General features: G+C 68.9%; 21 protein-coding genes. 15 read left to right on the forward strand and 6 right to left on the reverse strand.

Annotated elements, in window-relative coordinates:
* Nucleotides 1-11: 11 nt before the first annotated feature.
* Nucleotides 12-461, reverse strand: a complete 450-nt coding sequence (locus AC0662_RS39955; protein ID WP_452202275.1) for an HNH endonuclease — start codon at nt 459-461, stop codon at nt 12-14.
* A 144-nt stretch (nt 462-605) separates the two neighbouring features.
* Between AC0662_RS39955 and AC0662_RS39960 the strand changes: the two genes are divergently transcribed.
* The 3 genes from AC0662_RS39960 to AC0662_RS39970 all read left to right on the forward strand — a co-directional run bounded on the left by AC0662_RS39960 (nt 606) and on the right by AC0662_RS39970 (nt 3,165).
* Nucleotides 606-1,013 (forward strand): DUF3151 domain-containing protein, encoded by a 408-nt coding sequence (locus tag AC0662_RS39960; protein ID WP_130388010.1) that lies wholly within the window; start codon nt 606-608, stop codon nt 1,011-1,013.
* A gap of 43 nt (nt 1,014-1,056) precedes the next feature.
* Nucleotides 1,057-1,806, forward strand: a complete 750-nt coding sequence (locus tag AC0662_RS39965) for a 2-phosphosulfolactate phosphatase (RefSeq protein WP_478307202.1) — start codon at nt 1,057-1,059, stop codon at nt 1,804-1,806.
* Between the two features lie 153 nt (nt 1,807-1,959).
* The gene (locus tag AC0662_RS39970) at nt 1,960-3,165 is read left to right on the forward strand and encodes an MFS transporter (protein ID WP_478307204.1); all 1,206 of its coding nucleotides are present in this window, start codon (nt 1,960-1,962) and stop codon (nt 3,163-3,165) included.
* Here AC0662_RS39970 and AC0662_RS39975 read toward each other — a convergent pair.
* Nucleotides 3,152-3,970: a DUF6597 domain-containing transcriptional factor gene (locus AC0662_RS39975; RefSeq protein WP_478307206.1), complete on the reverse strand. Its 819-nt coding sequence runs from the start codon at nt 3,968-3,970 to the stop codon at nt 3,152-3,154. The two genes, AC0662_RS39970 and AC0662_RS39975, sit on opposite strands and share 14 nt — an antisense overlap.
* A gap of 58 nt (nt 3,971-4,028) precedes the next feature.
* Between AC0662_RS39975 and AC0662_RS39980 the strand changes: the two genes are divergently transcribed.
* Entirely contained in the window at nt 4,029-4,505 is a 477-nt protein-coding gene (locus tag AC0662_RS39980; protein ID WP_478307208.1) for a VOC family protein, read from the forward strand.
* Nucleotides 4,506-4,820: 315 nt separating this feature from the next.
* Nucleotides 4,821-6,101 carry an adenylosuccinate synthase gene (locus tag AC0662_RS39985; RefSeq protein WP_478307210.1) on the forward strand — a complete coding sequence of 427 codons (1,281 nt, stop codon included), beginning with the start codon at nt 4,821-4,823 and terminating at the stop codon, nt 6,099-6,101.
* A 48-nt stretch (nt 6,102-6,149) separates the two neighbouring features.
* On the opposite strand, the gene AC0662_RS39990 is transcribed toward AC0662_RS39985, so the two are convergent.
* A complete protein-coding gene (locus tag AC0662_RS39990; RefSeq protein ID WP_478307212.1) occupies nt 6,150-8,069 on the reverse strand; it encodes a protein kinase domain-containing protein in 1,920 nt (639 codons plus the stop codon).
* Nucleotides 8,070-8,159: 90 nt separating this feature from the next.
* Between AC0662_RS39990 and AC0662_RS39995 the strand changes: the two genes are divergently transcribed.
* The 3 genes from AC0662_RS39995 to AC0662_RS40005 all read left to right on the forward strand — a co-directional run bounded on the left by AC0662_RS39995 (nt 8,160) and on the right by AC0662_RS40005 (nt 10,139).
* Nucleotides 8,160-8,492: a DUF1330 domain-containing protein gene (locus tag AC0662_RS39995; protein ID WP_452202288.1), complete on the forward strand. Its 333-nt coding sequence runs from the start codon at nt 8,160-8,162 to the stop codon at nt 8,490-8,492.
* A 38-nt stretch (nt 8,493-8,530) separates the two neighbouring features.
* Nucleotides 8,531-9,463, forward strand: coding sequence for a GNAT family N-acetyltransferase (locus AC0662_RS40000; RefSeq protein WP_478307214.1), 933 nt, complete (start codon nt 8,531-8,533; stop codon nt 9,461-9,463).
* Between the two features lie 88 nt (nt 9,464-9,551).
* Nucleotides 9,552-10,139: a DJ-1/PfpI family protein gene (locus AC0662_RS40005; protein WP_478307216.1), complete on the forward strand. Its 588-nt coding sequence runs from the start codon at nt 9,552-9,554 to the stop codon at nt 10,137-10,139.
* Between the two features lie 71 nt (nt 10,140-10,210).
* Here the strand turns inward: AC0662_RS40005 and AC0662_RS40010 are convergent, their stop codons facing one another.
* On the reverse strand, nt 10,211-10,915 hold the full coding sequence (locus AC0662_RS40010) for an SDR family oxidoreductase (RefSeq protein ID WP_452202294.1): 705 nt from the start codon (nt 10,913-10,915) through the stop codon (nt 10,211-10,213).
* 92 nt (nt 10,916-11,007) lie between these two features.
* On the opposite strand from AC0662_RS40010, the gene AC0662_RS40015 reads away from it, so the two are divergent.
* Both AC0662_RS40015 and AC0662_RS40020 read left to right on the forward strand, forming a co-directional pair.
* A complete protein-coding gene (locus AC0662_RS40015; RefSeq protein ID WP_452202296.1) occupies nt 11,008-11,592 on the forward strand; it encodes a TetR/AcrR family transcriptional regulator in 585 nt (194 codons plus the stop codon).
* Nucleotides 11,593-11,778: 186 nt separating this feature from the next.
* Nucleotides 11,779-12,975: an alginate lyase family protein gene (locus AC0662_RS40020; protein ID WP_478307218.1), complete on the forward strand. Its 1,197-nt coding sequence runs from the start codon at nt 11,779-11,781 to the stop codon at nt 12,973-12,975.
* Between the two features lie 25 nt (nt 12,976-13,000).
* Here AC0662_RS40020 and AC0662_RS40025 read toward each other — a convergent pair whose 3' ends face one another.
* Nucleotides 13,001-13,807: a siderophore-interacting protein gene (locus AC0662_RS40025; RefSeq protein ID WP_478307220.1), complete on the reverse strand. Its 807-nt coding sequence runs from the start codon at nt 13,805-13,807 to the stop codon at nt 13,001-13,003.
* A 112-nt stretch (nt 13,808-13,919) separates the two neighbouring features.
* On the opposite strand from AC0662_RS40025, the gene AC0662_RS40030 reads away from it, so the two are divergent.
* From AC0662_RS40030 to AC0662_RS40050, 5 genes are all read left to right on the forward strand, one after another.
* Nucleotides 13,920-14,993, forward strand: a complete 1,074-nt coding sequence (locus tag AC0662_RS40030) for a FecCD family ABC transporter permease (RefSeq protein WP_478307222.1) — start codon at nt 13,920-13,922, stop codon at nt 14,991-14,993.
* Nucleotides 14,993-16,033, forward strand: coding sequence for a FecCD family ABC transporter permease (locus tag AC0662_RS40035; protein WP_452202303.1), 1,041 nt, complete (start codon nt 14,993-14,995; stop codon nt 16,031-16,033). The genes AC0662_RS40030 and AC0662_RS40035 overlap by 1 nt, the downstream gene beginning before the upstream one ends.
* A 1-nt stretch (nt 16,034) precedes the next feature.
* On the forward strand, nt 16,035-16,961 hold the full coding sequence (locus AC0662_RS40040; protein ID WP_478307225.1) for an ABC transporter ATP-binding protein: 927 nt from the start codon (nt 16,035-16,037) through the stop codon (nt 16,959-16,961).
* Between the two features lie 76 nt (nt 16,962-17,037).
* On the forward strand, nt 17,038-18,195 hold the full coding sequence (locus AC0662_RS40045) for a M48 family metalloprotease (RefSeq protein ID WP_478307226.1): 1,158 nt from the start codon (nt 17,038-17,040) through the stop codon (nt 18,193-18,195).
* Nucleotides 18,192-23,189 (forward strand): AAA domain-containing protein, encoded by a 4,998-nt coding sequence (locus AC0662_RS40050; protein WP_478307228.1) that lies wholly within the window; start codon nt 18,192-18,194, stop codon nt 23,187-23,189. The genes AC0662_RS40045 and AC0662_RS40050 overlap by 4 nt, the downstream gene beginning before the upstream one ends.
* Here the strand turns inward: AC0662_RS40050 and AC0662_RS40055 are convergent.
* A complete protein-coding gene (locus AC0662_RS40055; protein WP_478307230.1) occupies nt 23,171-24,349 on the reverse strand; it encodes a glycosyltransferase in 1,179 nt (392 codons plus the stop codon). The two genes, AC0662_RS40050 and AC0662_RS40055, sit on opposite strands and share 19 nt — an antisense overlap.
* Nucleotides 24,350-24,444 lie beyond the last annotated feature (95 nt).

Raw genomic sequence — 24,444 nt, forward strand, 5'->3', positions numbered from 1 at the left:
AAAAAGGCCCGTCATCTGTCTATGACGAGCTCTGCGCGGGTTGGTACCCAGGGTTGCCAGAGGAGGGGCATGTCGGCCTCAGACGGGGTGCGGTTGCCTTTCCGCTCGTTGCAGGAGGCATGGGCGGCCACGGCGTTCAGCCACTCGGTGCGGCCGCCCCTGGATCTGGGTTGGACGTGGTCCATGGTGTCGGCGTTGTCCAGGCCGCAGTACGCGCACCGGAACCTGTCCCGCCGCAGGACGCCGTGTTTGCTGTACTTCATCCGGCCCGCCGCGTAACGCCAGTGCGTGACGACGTACCGAACCAGGCGGAGGACGCGAGGGACCGGGAATGGGCCGATGGTTCGCTCTCCGTGCGCCTCTTCGACCACGGCGACCTCGCGAACCAGCATCCGGATGGCGTGCTGGATCGAGACGGTGTGCAGCGGTTCGTACGACGCGTTCAGGACGATGACGCTCATCCGGTGCCTCCTTCCGGCCGTAGCTGGGAACCACGGCGGTTTGAGCAAGGGTCTCAAGCATCCGTGGCCGGTGGGTGAACGGTCAACGGATTTCGTCAGACGGTCACGTGCCGGTACGGCTGCGTGATCGGCGAAGATGTGCTTATGGAATTGAACAATCTGCTCTCCGGCCCACCCGAGACACTACTACCGGTCGACCCGGCCGCGGCGGAACTCGCCGACGGGGCCGCTCCGGCGGACGTAGCGGCCAAGCACCCGACGTCGTCGCTGGCCTGGGCCGTGCTCGCCGAGGGTGCCCTCGCGGACGGCCGGACCATCGAGGGATACGCGTACGCGCGCACCGGGTACCACCGCGCGCTGGACCTGCTGCGGCGGAACGGCTGGAAGGGTCACGGACCGGTCCCGTGGGAGCACGAACCGAACCGTGGCTTCCTCCGGGCACTGGCCGCGCTGGGCAAGGCCGCGGCGCTGATCGACGAGAAGGACGAGGCCGAACGCTGCGTCACCTTCCTGCGGGACTCGTCGCCGGCTGCCGCCGACGCACTGAGCTGAAAACTGTTGGTGGGACTGATCGCCCGGCGGGATGATCTGCCGGGTGACCAGCCCTTACGCGCAGGACGGGTTCAGTGCCGGGTTCGAGTGGGGCCCGGTCGGCGCCGGCATCGTTGCCGGGGACATCGTCGCGGTGGTGGATGTCTTGTCCTTCACAACTGCCGTGACGGTGGCGGTGGATCGTGGCATTGACGTCTATCCGTACCGCTGGCGCGATGAAACCGCGGTCGCCTACGCCGAACAGGTCGGTGCGACGTTGGCCGTTGGGCGGTCCGAGGCCGGCCCTGGGGACGTGAGCTTGTCGCCGGTGACCATCCGGCGGGCTGAGGGTGTGAGCCGGCTGGTGCTGCCGTCGCCGAACGGGTCGACGATCGCCAAGCAACTCAGTGACAGCGGCGCGACCGTGATCGCGGTGTCGTTGCGTAACCGACGTGCTGCGGCCGATTGGGTCAGGAAGCAGACGCAGGTCGGGAGCAACGGGCCCAAGGTGGTTGCGATTGCGGCAGGGGAGCGATGGCAGGACGGCTCGCTGCGACCCGCGGTCGAGGATCTCTGGGGTGCTGGCGGGTTCCTGAGTGCGCTGCGGAGCGACAGTCTCTCGCCCGAGGCGCGAGCGGCGGTGGCGGCGTACGACGCGGTTGCGGACAACCTGCCCCGGCTTCTGCACGAATGCGCCGGCGGACGCGAGCTCACGCAGTACGGCTATCCGGAGGACGTGGCGATCGCGGCGGAAGTGGACAGCAGTGAATCGGTGCCGGTGCTGGTGGACGGTAGACTGTTCCGGTCAACCTGAAGCACTCGAGGTTTCTGCCCGTTGACAGTGCCGGCAGGGGACGAGCGTCCCCGTTTCCTGCCGAACATGGACGGTTCTAGGCGGACGGACAGACCGGCGAAGCTGGACGCCCACGGTCGGGTCCCCGCCCCATCGGGCAGCGGAAGGTCTACCGTGCCGGCTCTCACCGGACGGATCGGCGCGCCCAGCAACCACTACGCAGAGGTACTGCGTACTCCCGGCGCGTGGAAGTTCTACTTAGCGGCGGCCCCGGCCCGGATCGGGATCGCCATGACCGGCCTCGGCATCGTCTGGCTGGTCCACGGATCGACCGGATCGTACGCCGCCGCGGGCAGCGTCACCGGCGGTTTCGCCGTCGCCGAAGCGGTCGCCGGACCCCAGGTCGCCCGGCTGATCGACCGTTTCGGTCAGACCCGCATGTTGCCGATCACCTTGCTCGCCCACGCGACCGCAGTGGCATTGCTGATCGCCTTGACCCTGTCGGACGCTCCGCTGCCGGTGCTCATCGGGACCGGAGTCCTGGCCGGCGGCTCGCTGCCCCAGATCGGTGCACAGACCGCAGCGCGCTGGTCCCAAGCATTGCGCGATACGCCGCTGCTCTCGTCGGCGTTCGCGCTCGAGGCGCTGAGCGTCGGCGTGGCCTTCATGGTCGGCCCCGGCCTGGTTGGAGTCGTGAGCTCGTTCGGCACCCCAGCGGCAGGTTCGGTGCTCGCGACGAGTCTCGTGCTGACAGGCGGTTTCCTGTTGGCGATGCAACGCGGTACGGCGCCGCCGCCTCAGATGGCCGGTGAGCATGGTGGCGCGAAACGCCTGCTGCACAAGCGATTCGTGGGCCTCGCCGGTACGAACGTCGGCGTCGGCCTGTTCTTCGGCAGCATGCAGGTATCCGTCACCGCGTTCGCAGTATCGCGAGGTACGCCGGGATTGGCCGGACCGCTCTACAGCATCACCAGCCTGGTCAGTCTCTTCGCCGGACTCGCGTACGGCGCCAGACGGTGGCGGACCGCACCGGAGACGCAGTTCGTCATCGCCTTCGTCTGGCTCGTCGTGAGTTGCGTGCCTTTGATCGCCGTGCACACCCCGTTGGCGGCAGCGCTCGCGTTAACCCTGCCTGGCTTAGCGATCGCACCGTTCCAGACCCTGTCGTCCGTCTTGGCGGAGTCAGCGGTCGAGCCCGCTGTCCTGACCCAGGCATTCACCTGGTTGAACTCAGGTGGCGCAGCAGGCATCGCGCTGGGCTCCGCGTTCGCAGGCTGGGTCGTCGACGGACACAGTGCGCAGTACGGCTTCGCTGTAGCGCTCGGAGCGGCGCTGACAGCACTGGTGATGGCGGTGAACGTGAAGTTCAGCGGTAGGTGACCTGGCGTTCGGCAGCGGCCCGGCTTGCGTATTCGGCCGGTGTCAGGCCGATCTGCTGCTTGAACTCCTTGGAGAAGTGCGCCTGGTCGAAGTAGCCGAGTGCCGCGGACAGTTCCGCCAACTCGGCCACTTCGCCCCGGGCCAGCAGTTCGGCGCCGTCGTGCAACCGGTAGCGCCGTAACACCCACTTCGGACCCACACCGACGTACCGGCGGAACAGGCGTTGCAGCGTCCGGATCGGTACGCCGAAGCGCGCGGTGATCTCGTCGACACGGGCCACCGAGCGGTCGGCCGCCATGGTGGAGACGATCTCCCGGACCAGCTCGTACGACGGATCGGGCGTCGCGAGGTGGTCGCGCAGGAACGCCTCGAAGACCGCGCGGCGGCGGACGTCGGACTCGGCCTCGAACATCAGGTCCGCCAGCCGGTCGCCGTCGGGGAACACGTCCGTCAACGGCAGCACCCGGTCGCAGAGCGAACCCACGTCGAGGCCGGTGATCGCGCCGAAGCCGCCGGCCCAGAACTTAACGCCGAACGCCCGCCCGCGCCCGGACAGCTCGCGTTCGAACTTCCGCGTGCAGACCCCGTTCACGAACGCGCCGCCCGGCTGCTCGAAGGTGACGTTCACCGACGGGAACGGCAGCACCTCGGCCGTGTACGGCTCGTCCAGGTCCCACTCCACGATCCAGTACCACTCGACGAACCGGCCGGCCTGGGGGCCTGGCTGGAGACGGTTGAGCGAGCGGTGCCGGGCCTGCTCCCGCGGGTGCAGGATGCCCTTCTCGCTGTCTGCTGGGTGGCTCAAAAGCCCGCTGTCGCTTTCTTACAAGACCGGTCGGCGGCCGGCGGATTGAATGGGTGTCATGACGACGAACACGGTAAACCCCATCCCCGACGGTTATCACTCGCTGACCCCGTTCCTCGCCGTCTCGGACGGGCCCAAGGCCGTCGAGTTCTACACCTCGGTCTTCGGCGCGGAGGTGATCAGCCGGCAGGACATGCCCGACGGCAAGGTCGCCCACGCCGAGCTGAAGTTCGGTAACTCGATGCTGCAGATGAGTGACGCGATGCCGCAGATCGGGCTGCGCGCGCCGGCCGACGGCTGGGTGCACTCGTCGCTGGTGCACTACGTGCCGGATGTCGACGCGACGTACGCGAAGGCGCTCGAGGCGGGCGCGACCTCGGTCGAGGAGGTGCAGACGTTCATGACCGGTGACCGGTTCGGCACGATCATCGACCCGTTCGGTCATCGCTGGGCGATCATGACCCGGGTCGAGGACGTCTCCCGTGAGGAGGCCGAGCGGCGGATCAACGAATGGATCGCCAGCGGCGGTGTGTGACAAGAGGAAGCGGCCCGCCGGAACCGTCCCCTGCGGCAGTTTCGGCGGACCGCTGACTAAGAGTGTGCACGCGATCACGCAAAATGGCAACCCGTCACCTGATGAAACAGATAGTTGAAACGACTGCTTAGTGATTGTGGACAGGCCCGAAACGTGAGCGGCCAGGTCCGGTAGGCTTTGGTCGCAAGAGCCTGGATGCGCCGCCGGATGAATGTCCGGTGAACGTCTCCGGGCTTCACCGTTTCCAGCGTCGGCAGCTACGGGGTGTGAGGACGGCCATCACCCTGCGGCCGGCGCGTGAAGAGGAGGGCTGAGATGCCCGCAATCGTGCTCGTCGGCGCCCAGTGGGGCGATGAGGGCAAAGGCAAGGCGACCGATCTGCTCGGCAACACGGGCGAGGTCATCGACTACGTGGTGAAGTTCAACGGCGGTAACAACGCCGGCCACACGGTGGTGATCGGGTCCGAGAAGTACGCGCTGCACCTGCTCCCGAGCGGCATCCTCACACCGGGTGTGACACCGGTGATCGGCAACGGGGTCGTGGTCGACCTCAGCGTCCTGTTCGAGGAGCTCGAGGCGCTGCAGGCGCGCGGGCTGGACACGTCGCGGCTGGTGGTCAGTGCGAGCGCGCACGTGATCCCGCCGTACAACCGGACCCTCGACAAGGTCACCGAGCGGTTCCTCGGCAGCCGGAAGATCGGTACGACGGGCCGCGGGATCGGACCGACGTACGCGGACAAGATGAACCGCGTCGGGATCCGGGTCCAGGACCTCTACGACGAGAAGATCCTCGAGCAGAAGGTCACCGGCGCGCTGGAGCAGAAGAACCAGCTGCTGGTGAAGGTCTACAACCGGCGGGCGGTCGAGATCCGCGAGGTCCTCGACGAACTGCTCGGGTACGCCGACCGGCTGAAGCCGATGGTCGCGGACACCAGCCTGCTGCTGAACAAGGCCCTGGACGACGGCAAGACCGTGCTGATGGAGGCCGGTCAGGCCACGCTGCTCGACGTCGACCACGGCACGTACCCGTTCGTCACCTCGTCGAACGCGGTCTCGGCCGGCGCTTGCACCGGCACCGGCATCCCGCCGACCCGGATCGACCGCGTGATCGCCGTCGTGAAGGCTTACACCACCCGCGTCGGTGAGGGCCCGTTCCCGACCGAGCTGCTGGACGCCGACGGCGAGTGGCTGCGCACCCAGGGCGGCGAGTTCGGCGTGACCACCGGTCGCCCGCGTCGCTGTGGCTGGTACGACTCGGTCATCGCCCGGTACGCCGCGCGCGTCAACGGCGTCTCCGACTTCGTGCTGACCAAGGTCGACACCCTGACGGGCCGCGAGAAGATCCCGGTCTGCGTCGCGTACGACGTGCACGGTGTCCGGCACGACGAGATGCCGATGACGCAGACCGAGTTCCACCACGCAGTCCCGGTGTACGAGGAGTTCGACGGCTGGTCAGACGACATCTCCGGCTGCCGTTCCTTCGACGACCTGCCGAAGGAGGCGCAGACCTACGTCCGCGCCGTCGAGTCGCTCAGCGGCGCGCGGATCTCCGCCATCGGCGTCGGTCCCGAGCGCAGCCAGATCGTCCAGCTCTGAGTCGTCCCGCTCTGAGTGGTCCAGCTTTGAGGCCGTCCGGCCTCCCCGTCATCCGTTCCCGATGACGGGGAGGTTGCGGATGAACGGCGCGTTCCGCAGGTCGCCGAACGTCGGGCGCTGGATGTTCGGCGTCTGGATCGGTGTCCGCGCCCAGTCCGCTCCGGCGCCCTTCGTGGCCTCGTAGAACGTGATGCCGCCGATCGCCAGCAGGGCGACGGCGACGAGGGCGGAGAGCCAGTGCGGACGGAAGGTGTTCCGGGCCGCGATGTGCGCGCCGCGACGCAGCGAACTCCCGCCGGGGCCCCACCAGCAACAGAAGAGCGCGGTCAGCGCGGCGCTCGCGAAGCCGACGGCGGACAGTGGCTGCCAGTTCAGGTCGTACGTCGTGGCGGCCACGGCGGTGACGATGCCCCCGACGACGACCGCTGTGAGCAGCGGCAGGATCAGGCAGGGCAACGTGACGAGTGCCGACGTGACGAGCCGCAGCGGGCTGGCCGCCGCGGCCACGACGCCGTCGGACTTTCCGGATCGACCACGGACCTGACGGCGGCGCATCAGGGCGGTGCTCGACCGGTCGACGGTCCGAGCGAGGACCAGCAGTACTACTGCGACAGCTGAGCCGATCAGGGGAGTCAGCGCGATCAGTCCGGTCAGCGCGAACATGAAGCCGACAATGACCGCAGTACGGCGGCCAGTCGGGGGAGCCTTGACGGGCTGAGCCGGCGAAGGCTGGACCGGGTGCGACGGCTGTACCGGCGCCGGCGGACTAGCCTGCTGATACGGCTGCGGGTACTGCGGTTGGTAAGGGGCCGGCGGACCGCTCTGGTACGGCAACGGCATCCCAGCCGGTGCGGCCGCGTTCGGAGCCGGACTGTACGTCGCCGGGTGCGGCGGCATCTCCGCGACTGGCTTCTTCGCCGCTGCGTTCCGGATCTTGTCCCGCATCGGGGCGAACGCCGACAGCGGTGGAATCACCGGTGGCACCAGCTGCGCCACCTCGGCCGGCGAGGGGCCAGCGGCAGCGGCCTCCGTCGGCATGAGCTTCGTCACCAACCTGGTCGGGGGTACGGCGGCCACGGTCGCGCCATCGGCTTCGGACTCAGCGTTGGACTCGGGTTCGCGCGGCGGGAGCGCATCGCGACCCTCGGAGTACCTGGTGAGGCCCGTCATGATCTCGTCCTGCGTCGGACGGTTCGCCTTGTTCGGCGCCAGCGCTGCGGCGAGCAGTGACTTCAGTCGCGGGTCCAGCCCGTCCAGGTCGGCCTGACCGGAGTGGACTCGGGCCAGCACCGCCTCGAACGGTCCCTTGCCGAACGGGCGCCGTCCGGTCGCGGCGAACGCCACAGTGGCCGCCCAGCCCCACCAGTCCGCGGACTCCGACACCATCTCGCCCTCGATGAGCTCAGGCGCGAGGTAACCCGGCGTACCGATCACCAGGCCGGTCTGGGTGAGTCGCAGGTCGTCGGCGGCCTGGGCGATGCCGAAGTCGATCATCACCGGCTTGCCGTTGCACATCATCACGTTGCCGGGCTTCAGGTCGCGGTGGATCACTCCGGCCGCGTGGATCGCCTGCAGCGACTCGGCCAGGCAGCCGGCGAGCGGCAGCCACTTGCGAGGGGTCAGCGGGCCGCGGTCGTCCACCTGCTCGTCCAGCGGCCGGCCCGGGACGAAGCGCGTGACCAGGTAGGGCCGTTCGCCCTCCAGGTCGTGAGAGAGGATGCCTGCCACGCCAGGGTGGCTCACCTTCTGCAGTGTGGTCGCTTCGCGCTGCAACCGCGCCCGCGCGATCGGGTCGTGGGCCACCTGCGGCCGCAGTACCTTCAGCGCGACCTCCTGGCGCTCGGGTCCTTCGGCCAGGTAGACGACCCCCATGCCACCCTGTCCGAGCCGCCGGATCAACCGGTACGGGCCGATCCGCTCCTCCACCTCCTCCTCGCGAGTGGAAGGCGGTCCCCCTGTGACTGACATGCCATCTACGGTACGTCGGCACCAGACCAACGTCTCGCGATGACCTCGGAGGTAATCGCCGGACTTCCTCGCAGCGCCGAAGCTGAACCCATGAACCAGCCAGCGAAGGCCTACGCGATCGCCTCCCTACGCCACGTCCGGAAGGGCGCCGCCATCGTCGAGTACCTCGAACGCATCGACGAGACACTCGCGCCGTACGACGGTCACTTCATCGTGCACGGCGCGACGCCGGAACAGGTCGAGGGCGAGTGGGACGGGACACCGATCGTGATCGAGTTCCCCGACTACGACCACCTCCGGGATTGGTACGACTCCCCGGACTACCGCGAGATCCTGCCGCTGCGCACCGAGAACTCCGACGGTGTGGTGATCTTCGTCGAGGGCGTCGATCGGACGCACAAGGCGACCGACGTATTGCCGTGATTCCAGAAGTTGTCCGGGGCGGGCTCTAGCATCGGGCCATGGATGTCGAGTTCGGTGGTGAGATCGTCGAGTGGCGCGGTCCGGCGCCGTACTATTTCGTCGCCGTGCCCGAGCAGGAAGGGCTTGCGCTGCGGGAGGCGGCCGCGGCCGCCAACTACGGGTGGGGCTCGATCCCGATCCGTGCCCGGATGGACGGCACCGAGTGGAAGACGTCGCTCTGGACGAAGGACGGCGGCTACCTGCTTCCGCTGAAGGATGCGGTCCGTAAGCCCGCGGGACTGGGCGAGGGCGACCCTGTCGAGGTTCGGGTCACCTTCGACGCACCGCCTCGCGAGCGGAAGGCGCCGACCAGACGGGCACCCGTTCCGCGGGGATCGCGGGAGCCGGTCAGCGCCGAGCAGTTGACGATCGTTCCGGCCAACCAGGCGACTTGGCAGGACCTGCAGGCGGTGTTCAGCGCGAGCGGCGACACCGCGCGGTGCTGGTGCCAGCGGTTCCGGATGCTGCCCAAGGAGTCGTGGGCCTCCGAAGGTCCCGAGGAACTCGCCGCCCGGCTCCGGGACCAGACGGCCTGCGGCGACGGAAGTGCACGGGCCACGAGCGGCCTGGTCGCGTACCTCGACGGCGAGCCTGTCGGATGGTGCGCCGTCGCGCCGCGCGCGGACCATGCGAGGTTGCTCCGCGACGTCCGCATCCCGTGGCTCGACCGCACCGAGGACAAGACCGACCCGACAGTCTGGGCCGTGACGTGCTTCGTCACCCGGGCCGGTTATCGGCGACGAGGGATCGGCAGTGCGCTCGCTCGCGCGTCCGTCGATTTCGCTGCTGGACAAGGCGCCGGCGCGATCGAGGGCTACCCGGACTTCGTCGACGGCGGCTCGGTCGGCACGCTCGCGATGTTCGCCGACGCGGGTTTCGTAGAGGTCAGCCGACCAGGCAAGCGCCGCGCCGTACTGCGTATTGACTTCTGATCAACACGTTGGTCCCGTGGCCAGATCTTGGCGAACAGCGGCTTTGTGGCCACTGGCTGCCTCTCGCTCGCCCAGGTTGGGTGGGGGTATGCGAATCGAGATCTTGGTGTTCGACGGTGTGGACGAGATGGACGTGATGGGGCCGTTCGAGGTCTGGAGTCACGCGGCGCGACGGCCGGAGTTCGACCTGGCGCTGGTGGGTCTGGACGGGCCGGCCGAGGTGACCGGTCTGCACGGGTTGCAGTTCAAGGCACCCGAGGGTCTCGGGTCGCCGGACGCGCTCTTCGTCCCCGGTGGTGGCTGGATGAACCGCGCTGAGCAAGGCGCCTGGGCGGAAGCGCGGCGTGGAGTGATGCCGGCCCGGATCGCCGAGCTCGCGCCGTCGCTGCAGTGGATCGGCTCGGTCTGCACCGGCTCGATGCTGCTCGCCGAGGCCGGACTGGTGAAAGGCCGTCCGGCCACGACGAATCGGGGAGCCTGGACCGAGCTCGAAGCGTTCGGCGCCGACCTGAAGACGAACCGGGTCGTGGACGACGGGACGCTGATCACGGCGGGCGGGATCGACCTGGCGCTGCACGTGGTCGAGCGTGAGCTCGGTGCCGACGTCGCCGACGGGATCGCGGGCGCCATGGAGTACGCCCGCGACCGCGACGTGTGGACCGCCGGCACTCACTAACCCCGGGCAACGCCCGCGACGCACGCGTGGCCGAGCGTGCATCGCGGGCGTTGCCCGGGGTTGGTGAGTGGCTAGAGTCCGCGAAGCTCCGGGTACGCCGCCGTCAGGTCGAGCGCGGTCGCGGCCTTGGCGCCGCGGGCGGTCTCGTCGGCGAGTACCTCGTACGCGCCGGCCTCGATGCCGTCTAGCGCGGCCTTGGCGATGTCCTCGGGGCGGGACTTCGGTGCGGTCACCGCGGTCGTCATGTCGGTGTCGACGTACCCCATGTGCAGGCCGGTGACGCCGATGCCGCGGTCGAGCAGTTCGAGGCGGATCGCGTTGGTCTGCAGCCAGAACGCCGCCTTGGTCGCGGAGTACGCGCCGTGGCGGGCGATCCAGGACAGCGCCGAGTGGGCGTTCAGGATGTGGCCGCCGCCGTTCCGCTCGATGATCGGGACGAAGGCCCGGGTGAGTTGCAGCGGGCCGAAGAAGTTCGCGTCGAACACCGCGCGGATCTCCCCGATCGGGGCGTCGAGGTAGGTGTCCGGCGAGCCGGCGCCGGCGTTGTTGATCAGGACCGTGACGTCCGGCGCGGCCTTCGCCAGCGCGTCGATCGAGGCCTGGTCGGTGATCTCCAGCGGCAGCGGGACCACGCGCGGGTCGTCGCTGGGCCGTGGGTTGCGGGCGGTCGCGTAGACCTTCGCGACGCCGCGGGTCAGCAGGTCGTCGACGATCGCCTGGCCGATGCCGCGCTGGCCACCGGTGACCAGGACGACCGCGCCTTCGAGTGCAGTCATGGGGGACTCTCCTTGAGATGGAAACCGATCCGTTTCCAATCACCGTAAACCGATCGGTTTCCGATTTCAAATCCAGCCGGTACTCTCGATGCATGAGTACTTCGGCAACTCCCCGTGAGCGGCTTCTGGACGCCGCGGGCGAGCTCTTCTACCGCGACGGCGTGAACATCGGAGTGGACGCGCTCTGCAAGGCGGCCGGGGTGTCGAAGAAGTCCATGTACCAGTTGTTCCGGTCGAAGGACGAGCTGATCGCGGAGAGCCTGGCGAGCCGCGGGCCGTCGTACCAGACGTTGCTGCGGCCGGGGGTGGAGGACGAGCGGTCGCCGCGCGAGCGGATCATCACCGTGTTCGAGCGGCAGGACGCGATGGTGGCTGACGGCAACTACCTCGGGTGCCCGTACGTGAGTACGGCGGTGGAGCTGAAGAACCCGGAGCACCCGGGATCGGTGGTGGCGCGGCACTTCAAGCAGCAGCTCACCGACTTCTTCCACCGTGAACTGGTCGCGGCCGGCGCGGAGGATCCGTCGACGCTGGCGATCCAGCTGACGATGATCTTCGACGGCGCGAGTGCGCGGGCGGTTGTCCGTGCGCAGCCGCTCGGCGGCATCGGCGCCGCCACCGCAGCCGCCCTGCTGGACGCGGCCGGCGTGCGGTCGGGCGAGCTCGCGCTGCGCTGAGCCTCCGTGGGAAAGATCCTCACTTTGTTCCACTGACCTGGGACAACAGTGACTTTTGTTCCGATGTGAAATAAGCCTCGATGAACTGTTGACGGGCTTCGGCGGCCGTGTCCAGACTTTCGCAAAGACCCTGCGCTAGTGGGGTCGCGCAGTTGTCCTACCGCCCCCGAAGACAGGACACCGCCCATGCGAAAGAACCCTCTCGTCCTGGCCGCAGCATGTGCTGCGCTGGTTGCCGGGACACTCGGCAGTCCAGCAGTCGCCGCCCCGAACGCGCCGACGGCCGTCGATGCGCCGGCGACGTTCACCCATCCTGGCGTCGGCATGAGCACCGCCCAGCTCGACTTCGTACGCGCCAAGGTGCAGGCCGGCGCGCAGCCCTGGACCAACGCGTTCAACCAGGCGAAGAACAGCACGTACGCCTCGCTCTCCCGTACGCCGAAACCACGCGCGACCGTGGAGTGTGGTCCGTACTCGAACCCGAACTACGGCTGTACCGACGAGCGTGAGGACGCGATCGCGGCGTACACGGACGCACTGCTCTGGTACCTCACCCGTGACGACCGCTACGCACAGAAGTCCATCGAGCTGATGGACGCGTGGTCGGCCACCGTCCGCGACCACACCAACAGCAACGCCCCGCTGCAGACCGCGTGGGCCGCGTCGTCGTGGCCGAAGGCCGCGGAGATCATCAAGTACAAGTACGGCAACTGGCCGAACGCCGGCCGCTTCGCCACGATGCTCCGTACCGTCTACCTGCCGAAGATCATCAACGGCTCGAACTCCAACGGGAACTGGGAGTTGAGCATGACCGAGGCGATCCAGGGCATCGGTGTGTTCCTCGAGGACAAGACCGTGTACGACAAGGCGATCGCGCTGTACCGCCTGCGCGTCCCGGCGTACGTGTACCTGGAGTCCGACGGTGCGCTGCCGAAGACGGTGCCGAGTCAGAACCTCAACACCCGCGACAAGATCGTCAGCTACTGGCAGGGTCAGGGGACGTTCGTATCCGGTCTGACCCAGGAGACCTGCCGCGACTTCACCCACACCGGCTACGGCATCTCGTCGATCTCACATGTGCTGGAGACGGCACGCATCCAGGGCGTCGACATGTACCCCGAGTTCGGTGAGCGACTCCGCCAGGCTCTGGGCTTCCAGTCGCGCTGGGAACGCAATCTGGAGCCGGTGCCGTCCTGGCTGTGCAAGGGCTCGGTGAACCGCGGACTCGGACCGATCACCGAGGTCGGCTACAACGCGCTGCACACCCGCTTGGGGATCGCGATGGCGAACACCCAGGCGCTGACCGAGTCCAAGCGGCCGGCCGGGTCCAACAACCTGTTCGTAGCGTGGGAGACGCTCACGCACGCAGAGAACCCGTCGTGACAGCAGGCGCACTGCTGGTCCGGGATCAGCAGTGCGCCTCGCCGCGCTTCCAGTACCCCTGGAACGAGATGGCCGCCTTCGGCATCCCCACCGCGTTCACCAGGTGCCGTCGTACCGCTTTGATCATCGACGACTCTCCGGCGACCCAGGCGTAGTCAGGGTCGAACGGCAGCGTGGCTGACTTCAGCGCATCCAGTACGGAGCCATCGGTCACCCACGTCACATCAGCAGAGCCTCCGAGCGGCCGGATGTCAGCAGCATCCGGTACGGCGATGAACACCGTGGCCTGTACCGCCGCAGGGAGCTCCTCGAGGATCCCGGCCAGTGCTGGGAGCGCCGTCTCGTCCGCAACGAGGACGCGGCGCACGCTGGTCGCCGGCGGGACGTAGTCGACGCCAGAGTGCAGCAGGCCCTTCGTGCTGGTCGTGTCGACCGCGAACGGCAGCAGCAGGCCCACCTCGTCGCCTAGCTTCGCTTCACTCACCCAGGCCGACGCAGGTCCGTTCACTCCGTGCAGGACGAACTCGACGTCCAGTTCGGCCACCTCCGGGCGGAGGGCCCGCACGGTGTAGGTCCGCATGATGAACCGCTCTTCGACCGGCTGCGCGCACCAGTCGGCGTACCACTCGGGTCCGGAGGGCAGTCTGATCGCAGTGCCGTTCGGCGGGGCGAGCAGGACCTTGATCCGCTGGTCCGGTCCGGCGGTGACCGACTCCGCGATCCGCGGTGCGACGAACGTCACGCGGCGCAGATGCGGGCTCAGGTCCTCAACGGCCGCCACGGTGGCGAGGAGCGAGTCGAAAACGATCGGCCGCTCGAGCACGGTAGTCATGCTGAGGTTTCTCCATAAACTCTGCAGGGGACTCAGATGCGGACCCGAGGGCGGCCGGGGTACTCTGAGGCGTCTAGAGGTTAGCCTTACCTAAGAGGATCCCGAAAGTCCAATGCCCCCGCCCAGCACTGTCGCTTCCGCCGCGCCTGATCTCGAGTCCGCCCCCGCACGCCCGCGGCGCCGGGCCCGCCGGACGACGCTCGTCGTAGGACTGATCGGCTGCGTGGTCCTGCTGGCCCTGGTGTGCTTGCTGAGCATCGCGATCGGGTCCAAGCAGATCCCGTTGCCCACCGTGATCGATGCCCTGCGCCACTACAACGAGGCCAACACCGACCACGTGATCGTGCGGTCACTGCGCGTGCCGCGGACGCTGATCGGTCTGCTGGTCGGCGCGGCCCTCGGGCTGTCGGGTGCGTTGATGCAGGGCGTGACCCGCAATCCGCTCGCCGATCCGGGGATCCTCGGAGTCAACGGCGGCGCCGCACTGTTCGTTGTCGGGGGCATCTACTGGTTCGGGTTGTCGACGCTGACGTCGTACGTCTGGTTGGCCTTCCTTGGTGCGGCCGCGGCGTCGGTCGCGGTCTACTTCCTCGGGTCGCTCGGTCGGGAAGGCGTGACGCCGGTGAAGCTCGCGCTCGCCGGTGCGGCGCTGACCGCGATGCTCGGGTCGCTGACCACGGCGCTGCTGATCGGTGACGTCGACACCTTCGACCAGTTCCGGTTCTGGTCGGTGGGGTCGTTCGCCGGTCGCGGGTCGGACATCGCGGCGCAGGTGGCGCCGTTCATCCTGGTCGGGATCGTGCTGTCGCTGTTCTGCGGACGGGTGCTGAACGCGCTGTCGCTCGGTGACGAGGTGGCGAAGTCGCTCGGCCAACGGGTCGGACTGGCCCGGTTGTTCGTCGCGGTGGTCGTCGTACTGCTGTGTGGCGCGGCGACTGCGGCGGCCGGCCCGATCGGGTTCATCGGCCTGACCATCCCGCACGTCGCGCGGCTGGTGACCGGTCCCGACTACCGGTGGATCCTTCCGTACTCCGCGCTGCTCGCGCCGATCCTGCTGCTCGGGTCGGACGTGATCGGCCGGGTCGTCGCGCTGCCCGGTGAGCTGCAGGTCGGCATCGTGACCGCGGTCCTGGGCGCACCGTTCTTCATCGCCCTGGTACGCCGCCGGAAGCTGGCCGATCTCTGATGACGACCGTCGAAGCAGCCCAGGTCATCGCGCGCGCCCGCGCGGCGCGGCAGGCCCGTACAGCCGTCGTCATCATCGTTCTCGCGGTGGTGGTGTTCGCGACTTTCTGCGTCTCGCTGTCGCTGGGTGACTTCAAGATCCCGGTGATCGACGTGGTCAAGACCCTGTTCGGTGGCGGCGACAAGGCCACCGAGTTCATCGTGAACCGGCTCCGGCTGCCCCGGGCCCTCACCGGTCTGCTGGTCGGTACGGCGCTGGGCCTGTCCGGCGCGATCTTCCAGAGCATCGCCCGCAACCCGCTGGCGAGCCCCGACATCATCGGCGTCACGTACGGCGCCAGCGCGTTCGCCGTGTTCGCGATCGTCACCCTGGGACTCACCGGGGTCGCGGTGTCCGGGATGGCGATCGTCGGCGCGGTGCTGACCGCTTTCATCATGTACGTGCTCGCCTGGCGGCACGGGGTGTCGAGTTACCGGTTGATCCTGATCGGGATCGGCATCGGGGCGATCGCGACCAGCATCACGTCGTACCTGCTGACCAAGGCCCGGGTGGAGATCGCGCAGCAGGCGCTGATCTGGATGACCGGGAGCCTGAACGGGCGCGACTGGTCGAACGTGCGGTCGCTCGCGATCACGTTCGTCGTACTACTGCCGTTCATGGTGTTCCTGGTGCAGCAGTTGCGGATCCTGCAGCTCGGGGACGAGACGGCGTACGGGCTGGGGCTGCGCGTGGAGGCGTCGCGGCTCGGGCTGATCGTGATCGCCGTCCTGCTGGCCGCGGTGGCGACGGCGGCGGCCGGGCCGATCGGGTTCGTGGCGTTCGTGGCACCGCCGATCGCGCGGCGGCTGACCCGGTCACCGGGGCCGGCGATGATCACCTCCGGGTTGCTCGGGGCGCTCGTCGTGGCGCTGTCGGATCTCGTCGCACAGCACGCGTTCGGAGACACGCAGCTGCCGGTCGGGGTGGTGACGGGTGTGGTGGGTGCGCCGTACCTGATGTTCTTGCTGGCGCGGGCGAACCGGGTCGGGAGTGGTGGCTGAGATGGAGGAGAAGTCTGTGGAGCACAGCCTGGCCGCCGAGGGTCTTGCCGTCGGATACGACCAGCGGGAGATCATCCACGACCTGTCGGTGCGGATCCCGACCGGGAAGATCACGGTCATCGTCGGCGCCAACGCGTGTGGCAAGTCGACACTGCTGAAGACCCTGGCGCGGTTGCTGAAGCCGTCGCGCGGGTCGGTGCTGCTGGACGGCAAGAGCATCCAGCAGATCCCTACCCGGGAGGTCGCGACGAAGCTCGGGCTGCTGCCGCAGTCGCCGACGGCGCCGGAGGGGATCACGGTCGCGGACCTGGTCGGTCGTGGGCGGTACCCACGGACGCGGTGGATCCGGCAGTGGTCCAAGGAAGACGACATGGCGGTCGCGGAGGCGATGACCTCGACGGACGTGCTGTCGATCGCGGACCGGCCGATCGACGAGCTGTCCGGCGGCCAGCGGCAGCGGGTGTGGATCGCGATGGCGCTCGCCCAGGAGACCGACATCCTGTTGCTCGACGAGCCGACGACGTTCCTCGACCTGACCCATCAGTTCGAGGTGCTGGATCTGCTGGTCGACCTGAACAGGTCCGACGACCGGACGATCGTGCTGGTGCTGCACGACCTGAACCAGGCGTGCCGGTTCGGTGACCACCTGATCGCGATGAAGGACGGCGCGATCGTTGCCGAGGGCAACCCATCGGAGGTGATCACCGAGGACGTGGTCCAGGACGTGTTCGGGCTGGCGGTCAAGGTCGTGCCGGACCCGGTCGCCGGTACGCCGATGGTCGTCCCGATCGGGCGGCACACAACCCGCTCACAGGACGCTGCCGAAACGTCGTCCGAGGTGAATGGTGTAGCAGCGGCCAGTCCCGCCGCCGCGGCGCTGGCTGCTAGCGCGGCGGCGAACGGGATCTGCCGCCCGACCGACCGCTAGCTGCCGTACGCCGGTTGTCCACAGGTCCTGGGGATCGGGCTCGGTTTCGTCGGTGCGGGTGGCTATCGTGGCCGCCATGTTGTCCGAGCTCGGGTATCACCGGTCCGTCCTGGCGGTTGTCCGCCGGGTGGACGAGCCTGCCTGGGCGGCATTGCGCGGCGGTCCCGAGGGTTCACTCGACGACGTCCTGTTGCGGAACGCGTACCGCTTGGAGCCCGATGCGCACCCGGCGGTCTTCCGGGCCGGGCAGCGCGCGGCGCGGGCCCTCGAGCTCGACGAGGACATCGACTACTTCCAGGTGAGCGGCGACCCGAACGCGGCGTACCTGCATCAGGCCGGCAAGGCGGTCATCCTCTTTCAAGGGGCGCTGCTCGATCGGCTCGACGAGGACGAGCTGACCGCCGTGATCGGGCACGAGCTCGCACACCGGTTGCTCTGGCAGGCAGAAGGCGGTGGGTACCTCGCTGTCGACCGACTGCTCGACGCGGCGGTGGGTGATGCGCGGACGCCGTCGCAGTACCTCGAGACGCACCGGCGCTGGTCCCTCGCGACGGAGCTCTTCGCGGATCGAGGGGCGCTGACGGCGTGTGGTGATCTGAGTACGACGATCCGCGCGCTGCTGAAGCTGGAGACGGGGCTGAGTACGGCGGACCCCGCGGCGTACCTGCGGCAGGCGGAGTCGCTGGATCTCCGGTCGGGGAGTCGCGGAACCACGCATCCTGAGGCGGTCGGGCGCGCCTGGGCGCTGAAGAACTGGGTCGACGGCGAGGATGTCGAGGCGCTGGTCACCGGGCCGCTCGACGTGGACGCACCGGACCTCCTTGATGCTGTGTTGCTGCGGGAGCTCAGCCGAGATTTCGCTGCGGCGATCGCGCACACCGAAGGCCTGCGAACCGACGCAGTGGCGACCGCAGCCGCCGGCTTCAGCGATCAGCCAGAGACACCCCCAGGAAGACCGACGCGTTTCGATGAGCCGCTGAGCGTGCGTCCGGTGGACGGTGCGCCGATGCCGCGCCCACGTCCGCTCGCGGCGGCGACCACGCGGTACCTCTGTTATCTCCTGCTCGACCTCGCCACGGCCGACCCGGACGCGGGTGACGACGGGTTGATCGCCTCGCTCGCGATCGCGCGACGCTCCGGCCTGACCGGGTACGTCGAGATCGCGGACGACGAGCTCGGGTGGACGGACAAGCAGCGGACGAGGTTCGTGCAGGCGGCGGAGGTGGTCGGATGAGCGCGGAGGATCTCGTCGCGCTGGCCGTCTCGCAGGGCGGGCTCGGCAATGACGCGTTGCTCGCGGCGGTGCTGCCGCTGTTCCACGAGACGGCAGCCGTGCACGAGCGTGGACTGGTCGCGCCGTTGCGCGGTCTGGATCGGATCGCGGTCGACGACCAGAACCGCCTCGGTTTCGCGCCCGAGGACGCCGGCCGACCAACCCTCGCCACTCACGAGGTCGATGTCCGTCAGGGCAAGCGTCCGACCGCAGTCGAGGTGGTGGCGCACCGGCAGGCCTCGTACGACCTGGGGGAGAGTGGCGGCGGCGAGGCCACGGTCGTCCCCGAGCCGGTTCCGGAAGCGATCACGGCACCGACGCTGGTGGCCGGCTGGCAGAGCTGGGAGCACGTCGTCGGTCACCACGACCAGCTCACCGACATCTTCAGCCTCGGGCAGCTGCTGCTCGCGCTGGGCTGCGGTCTCGATCTGTCCCGGACGGCGGACGTCGCCACCCTGATCGATGCCCGCGGCAACTTGTACCGCCTGGACCCGGACCTGCATCCGGTGATCGTCTCGGTCGCCGCGCAGATGGCCGAGCCGGATCGGCACCGCCGCGCGCAGGACCTGCACTCGCTGATCGAGCAGCTCGAGAACTACCGCGACCAGCCACTGGACTTCGACGTCGAAGCGATCGTCCGCGGCGCCGCCGACCGGCGTACGGCGGTGCTCGGTGCGCTGCGCGACCGGCTCTTCGACCTCTCGCGGCGGAACCGGCTGATCAACTTCCGCCCGACCGCGCAGACGCTGAACGTCACCGAGGTGTCGGTGCCGCTGATGCTCGACGTCCGGACGATCCGCTCGGAGCAGCTGTTCACCTGGCGGGACGAGCTCGCCGAGCAGCTCCTGAAGAAGGCGCAACCCCTGGGCAAGTGGATCCGGTACGACGAGGCGCCGTACGCCGCAAACACCTTGGACAAGCTGATCTCGACCGCTCGCCGAGACCGGGCGGACTACGGGCAGGACCAGTTGCGGCTGGTGCCGGCGTTCCTGCGCTGGCACGACCTGAAGAACGACCGCGACACCCGGCTCGCGTCGCCGCTGGTGCTGGCGAAGGTGGAGCTGACGAAGAAGCGCGGCGTCCGGGACTCGTACACGCTGCGGGTCACGGATCCGATCGCGGAGGTGAATCCGACGCTGCGGCACAGCCTGCGGCAGCTGTACGGGATCTCGCTGCCGGAGACGGTCGACCTGTCGGCGCCAGGTGCGTTGCGGGACTTGCACGAACGGCTGGCGAAGGAGATCCAGGCGACCGAGCCGGGGTTGCAACTGCACCTGCGGGAGAAGCCGCGGATCGATCTGGTCCGGCAGCGGGCGATGACACGGTTGCGGACGTACAACCGGCGGCGGCGTGGGAACGTCGCGACGGGGTTCGGCGGGAAGCAGTACCCGTACTCCTATCGGCGGTCGGACTATCAGCCGCTGGGTGTACAGATCTTCCGCACGCAGATCGCGCAGCAGACTCTGCCGCTCGGGATCACGCTCGGCGCGGAGCCGCGGCGGCCGGGAGCGCTCGAGACCGACGTGTACTCGATCGACACCGAGGGCGGGCCGTACTCCTGGGACGTCGACCTGTGTGCGGTCTCGCTGGCGAACTTCAACTACCGGACGTTGGGGCTGGTCCGGGACTACGACGAGCTGCTGACGACCGGTGAGTCCGCGGCGTCCTTCGACCACCTGTTCTCGGACCGGCCACGGCCCGTAGGGAGTTCGCTGCCTGAGCTGCCGCCCGCCGATCGGCATCTGGTCGTGCCCGCGGACGGCTCGCAGGTGGCCGCGATCGCACGGGCGCGGCGCGGCGAGAGCTTCGTGATCCAGGGTCCGCCGGGGACGGGAAAGTCGCAGACGATCACGAACCTGATCGCCGATTTCGTGGCGCGTGGGAAGCGGGTGTTGTTCGTCTGCCAGAAGCGAGCGGCGCTGGACGTCGTCCATGCACGGCTGGCGAGCCGGCGCCTGGACGGGTTGTGCGCGCTGATCCACGACTCGCACGGCGACAAGAAGGCCTTCGTACATGGGCTCCGGGAGACCTACGATTCCTGGCTGTCGGCCGAGGACGACCTGGATGCGTTGACCGCCCGCCGCGCCGACCTGATCGCTCGCGTCGACCGGCTGCTCGCAACGGTCGATGCGTTCGAGGACCAACTGGCTGCCGGTACACCGCGACTCCGCGACCTGATCAACCGCTTGGCCGCGCTGCACGACCACACCTGGGTCCCACCCGACGACGCTCCCAGCCTTCCGAGCGTCGCGGAGTGGTGGGAGGCGCACGATGGCGTGCGGGAGGTCGCGCATGCGTTGGCAGCGGCTGATCCGTCGACCGGTGGTGTGCTGGCGCGGAGCCCGCTGGCGTTCCTCGCGCGCTGGGACGACTCCGATCTGTCCGGCGCCGCCCGCGAGCTCCGGGCGCGGTGGGATGCCGTCGCGAACGCAACGGATTCGGAAACCACAGCCGTGCGTGAGGTCCGTGCGCACGCCCAGCTCGGGCGGTTGCTCGAGCCGCTCGCGGCCCTGGACCGCCTGGAGGCGATCGTTCCGCGGTCGGACGTGGCTCGCGAGCTGGCGGCTGCCGCGGCCGAGCGGAAGAAGCTGGTCGCGGCCGAGCGGGCCGCCTGGAAGGAGGCCGCGGGCTGGCAGGATCCGCTGGCGCCGGCCGATGCCCGATCCGCGCTGAAGGTTGCTCAAAGCAAGGAAGGTGGCACGTTCTCGTTCCTCAGCGGTGACTGGCGCCGGGTGAAGAGTCTGGTCCGCTCCCGATTCGACAGTGCGTCGCGTTCGGTGCAGCCGTCCGTCACCGAGATCCTCACCGACCTGGTCGCCGCGCAGTCCGCGTCCGCGGCCGTCGAGCAGCATGCCGAGCAGACCCGTCACGACTGGGCCACCGACGACCCGCGTGAACTGATCGACGACCTCGCCGCCGCCCGCAAGAGCATTCCCGACTGGCGCTTCGCGCTCCGCGACGGCGCCGCGGCCGAGCTGGCCCGTCTCGCGGACGCCGTCGACGACGCCACGGAGGTGACCCGGGATCTGCTCGCCGATCACTGGGAGACGCTGACCGTCGACGGTCTCCGTGACCTGGCCGATCGGCTGGCCTCCGCGAGCCCCGTCGTACGGGCGGTGGGGTCCAGGCTTCGGGAGTTGGCTTCTCCGGCTGTGGCGTCGGCGCTGCGCCGGTTCGACGCGACGCCTGACCAACTCGAGTACGCCGTCTGCGCTGCGGAATGGGAGCGGGCCAGGTCGGCCGCGGCTCTGCAACTGTCCTCGGAGCGGGTCGACGCGATCGTGGGCGAATTGAGCATGGTGTACGACGACCTGACCGAGCTCAACGCCGAGGTGGTGGTCGCGCAGGTGCGCCGGCGGTTCCTCGCCGAGGTCGGGCACTCCGAGCGCAGCGTGACCGGGATGTCGCCGGAGGAGCGCGAGCGGAAGAAGACGTTCGCGACCGGGCGTCGCGAGCTGGAGCACGAGTTCGGCAAGGTCATGCGGTACCGGTCGATCCGCGACCTGGCGTCCGGCGCGCCGGGCGAGGTGGTCTCGGTGCTGCGCCCGGTCTGGCTGATGAGCCCGTCCTCGGTCTCCGACACGTTGCCGCTGACAACGTCCTTCGACGTCGTGGTGTACGACGAGGCGAGTCAGATCCCCGTGGAGGAAGCGATCCCGGCGCTGCATCGCGCGCCGCAGACGATCGTCGTCGGTGACCAGATGCAGCTGCCGCCGACGCAGTACTTCCGGGTTCGGGACGAGCAGGTGGAGGTCGACCTCGACGACGAGGCCGCCGAGCAGGTCGGCATCGCGCTGACCGAGGACAGTTTCCTCTCGATCAGTGCGCTGCGGCTGGCGTCGACGATGCTCACCTGGCACTACCGGAGCCGGTCGGAGGCGCTGATCTCGTTCAGCAACTCGGCCTTCTACCAGGGCAAGCTCGCGACGGTTCCCGATCGGTTGCCGCCGCACACCGCGCCGCCGTGGACGCTGCGGTCCGATTCCCCGGTGTCCGAGGTGTGCGACAGCGTGCTGGCCGGGAGCATCACCGCGGTCCGGCTCGTCGACGGGGTCTACGACCGGCGGACCAACCCGGCCGAGGCCCGGTGGATCGCTGCGCTGGTGCGGGACCTCCTGGCTCGGGAGACCGGCAAGAGTCTCGGGATCGTGGCGTTCTCCGAGGCCCAGCAGGGGGAGATCGAGCGGGCCCTCGACGATCTCGCGGACGGCGATCCGGCGTTCGCGGCGGCGTACGAGGCGGAGCAGGTGCGGACGCACGGCGAGCAGGACGCCGGGTTGTTCGTGAAGAACCTCGAGAACGTGCAGGGCGACGAGCGCGACATCATCCTGATGAGCGTCTGCTACGCCGCCGGTCCGGACGGCCGGATGCTGATGAACTTCGGCCCGATCAACACCTCGGGCGGCGAGAAACGGCTGAACGTCATCTTCAGCCGGGCGCGCGAACACATGGTGGTCGTCAGCAGCATCGAGCCCGACGCGATCACCAACACCTACAACGACGGGGCCAACACGCTGCGCCGGTTCCTCACGTACGCCGCAGCGGTCTCCCGCGGCGACAGCGTGGCGGCGAAATCGGCGCTGACGTCGTACAGCACGAAGTCGTACGGCACGAAGACGCCGGCGCGCGCGAAGACATCGACCGCGGTGGTCGATCAGCTCGCGGCGGCGCTGGAGGCGCGCGGTGTCGAGGTGGACGCCGCGGTCGGCGAGTCGGTGTTCCGGTGTGATCTCGCGTTGAAGCTGCCCGACGACGACGGCTATCGGCTCGCGGTCCTCGTCGACACCCCGGATCGCGTCGCCGCCGACACACTGCTCGAGCGGCTCACCACGCATCCGAGCGTCCTGACGACCACCGGCTGGCGGGTCCACCATGTGCTCACCACGGACTGGACCCGCTCACCGGAGACCGTCATCTCACATCTCCTCGACGCCCTTCACCGACCTGTCGACTGACCGATCAACAGCTTGGCGGCCACGGTCGCTCCGTCGGTCTTGATCTCGCCGCCCACCGTCTCGGCCCGCGCCCGTGTTTCCGGACTCAGAGCGATCCCGAGCGCAGCAGCCAACGACTCAACGGTCGGCGCCGAGCGCTCGTGTGCGGCGCCGATCCCCAGCGCGGCGATCCGCGACGCCCAGTACGGCTGATCAGCAATCAGCGGTACGACGACCTGCGGCGTACCGGCCCGCCCGGTCGTTGTCGTCGTACCCGCACCGCCGTGATGCACCACCGCCGCGACCCGGGGGAACAGCGCCTGCTGGTTGATCTCGCCGACGACGAAGCAGTCCTTGCCCTCGTCCGCGAGGTCCAGCCCCGCCCAGCCGCGGCTCAGCAGAACACGCCGGCCGTGCGCGCGACACGCCTCGATGGCCAGCTCGGCGATCCCCTTCGGCGCGTACGCGGCCATGCTGCCGAACCCGACGTACACCGGTGGAGCGCCGGCCTCGAGGAACGCCTCCACGTCCCTGGGCAGCGGGCGGTCGTCAGGCAGGATCCACGCACCGGTCTGTACGACGTCGAGCTCGGTCATGCCCTTCGACGGGCAAAGCGTCGGATCCGCCGCGAGCCACGGGTGATCGGTCAGCACGTAGTCCCGCACGTTCTCGACCGGCGGTAGACCGATCGTGGCCCGCTGACTGTTGAGCGCCGGCCCGTACAAGGCGTTCACGCGTTCGGCATCGTGTTCCCACAGCACCCGCCGGTCGGTCTCGCCCTCCGGTGACGGCGTCCCCGGACGAGCCCCCGGCGAGAAGTGTTGCGACGGAATACCGCCCAGGTGGAAGCAGGCGAGGACATAGTCGATGCCAAGCTTGTCCGCCACGTCCCGGGCGCCGGCCGGCATCAGGCCGGTCGCGACGATCGCATCAGCACCCTGCGCCACGGTGCCGAGCGTCTCGAACCGCGCGGCGACCAGCCGCGGAGCCAGCTCGAACGCGGCCTGCCCCGACGGTGGCTTCGGCGCCGCGATCACCGACTTCACCGACGGCCCGAGCGGCACCATCGGTACGCCGGCCCGCGCCAGCAACGCCTCGAAATCCTCGTCCGGTGGCGCGCACACCGTAGCCTCCGCGCCGAGTTCCCGCAGCGCGACCGCGAGACCCGCCAACGGCTCCACGTCTCCACGCGATCCCCAACTTGCCAACACACAACGCAAGATCATCTCCGCTCCCCCAGCTCGCCGTGAGCTGATCGGCCAACAATTCTGCGAGA

The sequence above is a fragment of the Kribbella sp. NPDC043289 genome (genome assembly GCF_056436705.1).

Excerpts from the sequence above, each read along its gene's own strand:
- AC0662_RS39955 (WP_452202275.1), bottom strand. The coding sequence starts at position 461 with ATGAGCGTCATCGTCCTGAACGCGTCGTACGAACCGCTGCACACCGTC.
- AC0662_RS39960 (WP_130388010.1), top strand. The coding sequence starts at position 606 with ATGGAATTGAACAATCTGCTCTCCGGCCCACCCGAGACACTACTACCG.
- AC0662_RS39980 (WP_478307208.1), top strand. The coding sequence starts at position 4,029 with ATGACGACGAACACGGTAAACCCCATCCCCGACGGTTATCACTCGCTG.
- AC0662_RS39985 (WP_478307210.1), top strand. The coding sequence starts at position 4,821 with ATGCCCGCAATCGTGCTCGTCGGCGCCCAGTGGGGCGATGAGGGCAAA.
- AC0662_RS39990 (WP_478307212.1), bottom strand. The coding sequence starts at position 8,069 with ATGTCAGTCACAGGGGGACCGCCTTCCACTCGCGAGGAGGAGGTGGAG.
- AC0662_RS39995 (WP_452202288.1), top strand. The coding sequence starts at position 8,160 with ATGAACCAGCCAGCGAAGGCCTACGCGATCGCCTCCCTACGCCACGTC.
- AC0662_RS40000 (WP_478307214.1), top strand. The coding sequence starts at position 8,531 with ATGGATGTCGAGTTCGGTGGTGAGATCGTCGAGTGGCGCGGTCCGGCG.
- AC0662_RS40005 (WP_478307216.1), top strand. The coding sequence starts at position 9,552 with ATGCGAATCGAGATCTTGGTGTTCGACGGTGTGGACGAGATGGACGTG.
- AC0662_RS40010 (WP_452202294.1), bottom strand. The coding sequence starts at position 10,915 with ATGACTGCACTCGAAGGCGCGGTCGTCCTGGTCACCGGTGGCCAGCGC.
- AC0662_RS40015 (WP_452202296.1), top strand. The coding sequence starts at position 11,008 with ATGAGTACTTCGGCAACTCCCCGTGAGCGGCTTCTGGACGCCGCGGGC.
- AC0662_RS40020 (WP_478307218.1), top strand. The coding sequence starts at position 11,779 with ATGCGAAAGAACCCTCTCGTCCTGGCCGCAGCATGTGCTGCGCTGGTT.
- AC0662_RS40025 (WP_478307220.1), bottom strand. The coding sequence starts at position 13,807 with ATGACTACCGTGCTCGAGCGGCCGATCGTTTTCGACTCGCTCCTCGCC.
- AC0662_RS40030 (WP_478307222.1), top strand. The coding sequence starts at position 13,920 with ATGCCCCCGCCCAGCACTGTCGCTTCCGCCGCGCCTGATCTCGAGTCC.
- AC0662_RS40035 (WP_452202303.1), top strand. The coding sequence starts at position 14,993 with ATGACGACCGTCGAAGCAGCCCAGGTCATCGCGCGCGCCCGCGCGGCG.
- AC0662_RS40040 (WP_478307225.1), top strand. The coding sequence starts at position 16,035 with ATGGAGGAGAAGTCTGTGGAGCACAGCCTGGCCGCCGAGGGTCTTGCC.
- AC0662_RS40045 (WP_478307226.1), top strand. The coding sequence starts at position 17,038 with ATGTTGTCCGAGCTCGGGTATCACCGGTCCGTCCTGGCGGTTGTCCGC.
- AC0662_RS40050 (WP_478307228.1), top strand. The coding sequence starts at position 18,192 with ATGAGCGCGGAGGATCTCGTCGCGCTGGCCGTCTCGCAGGGCGGGCTC.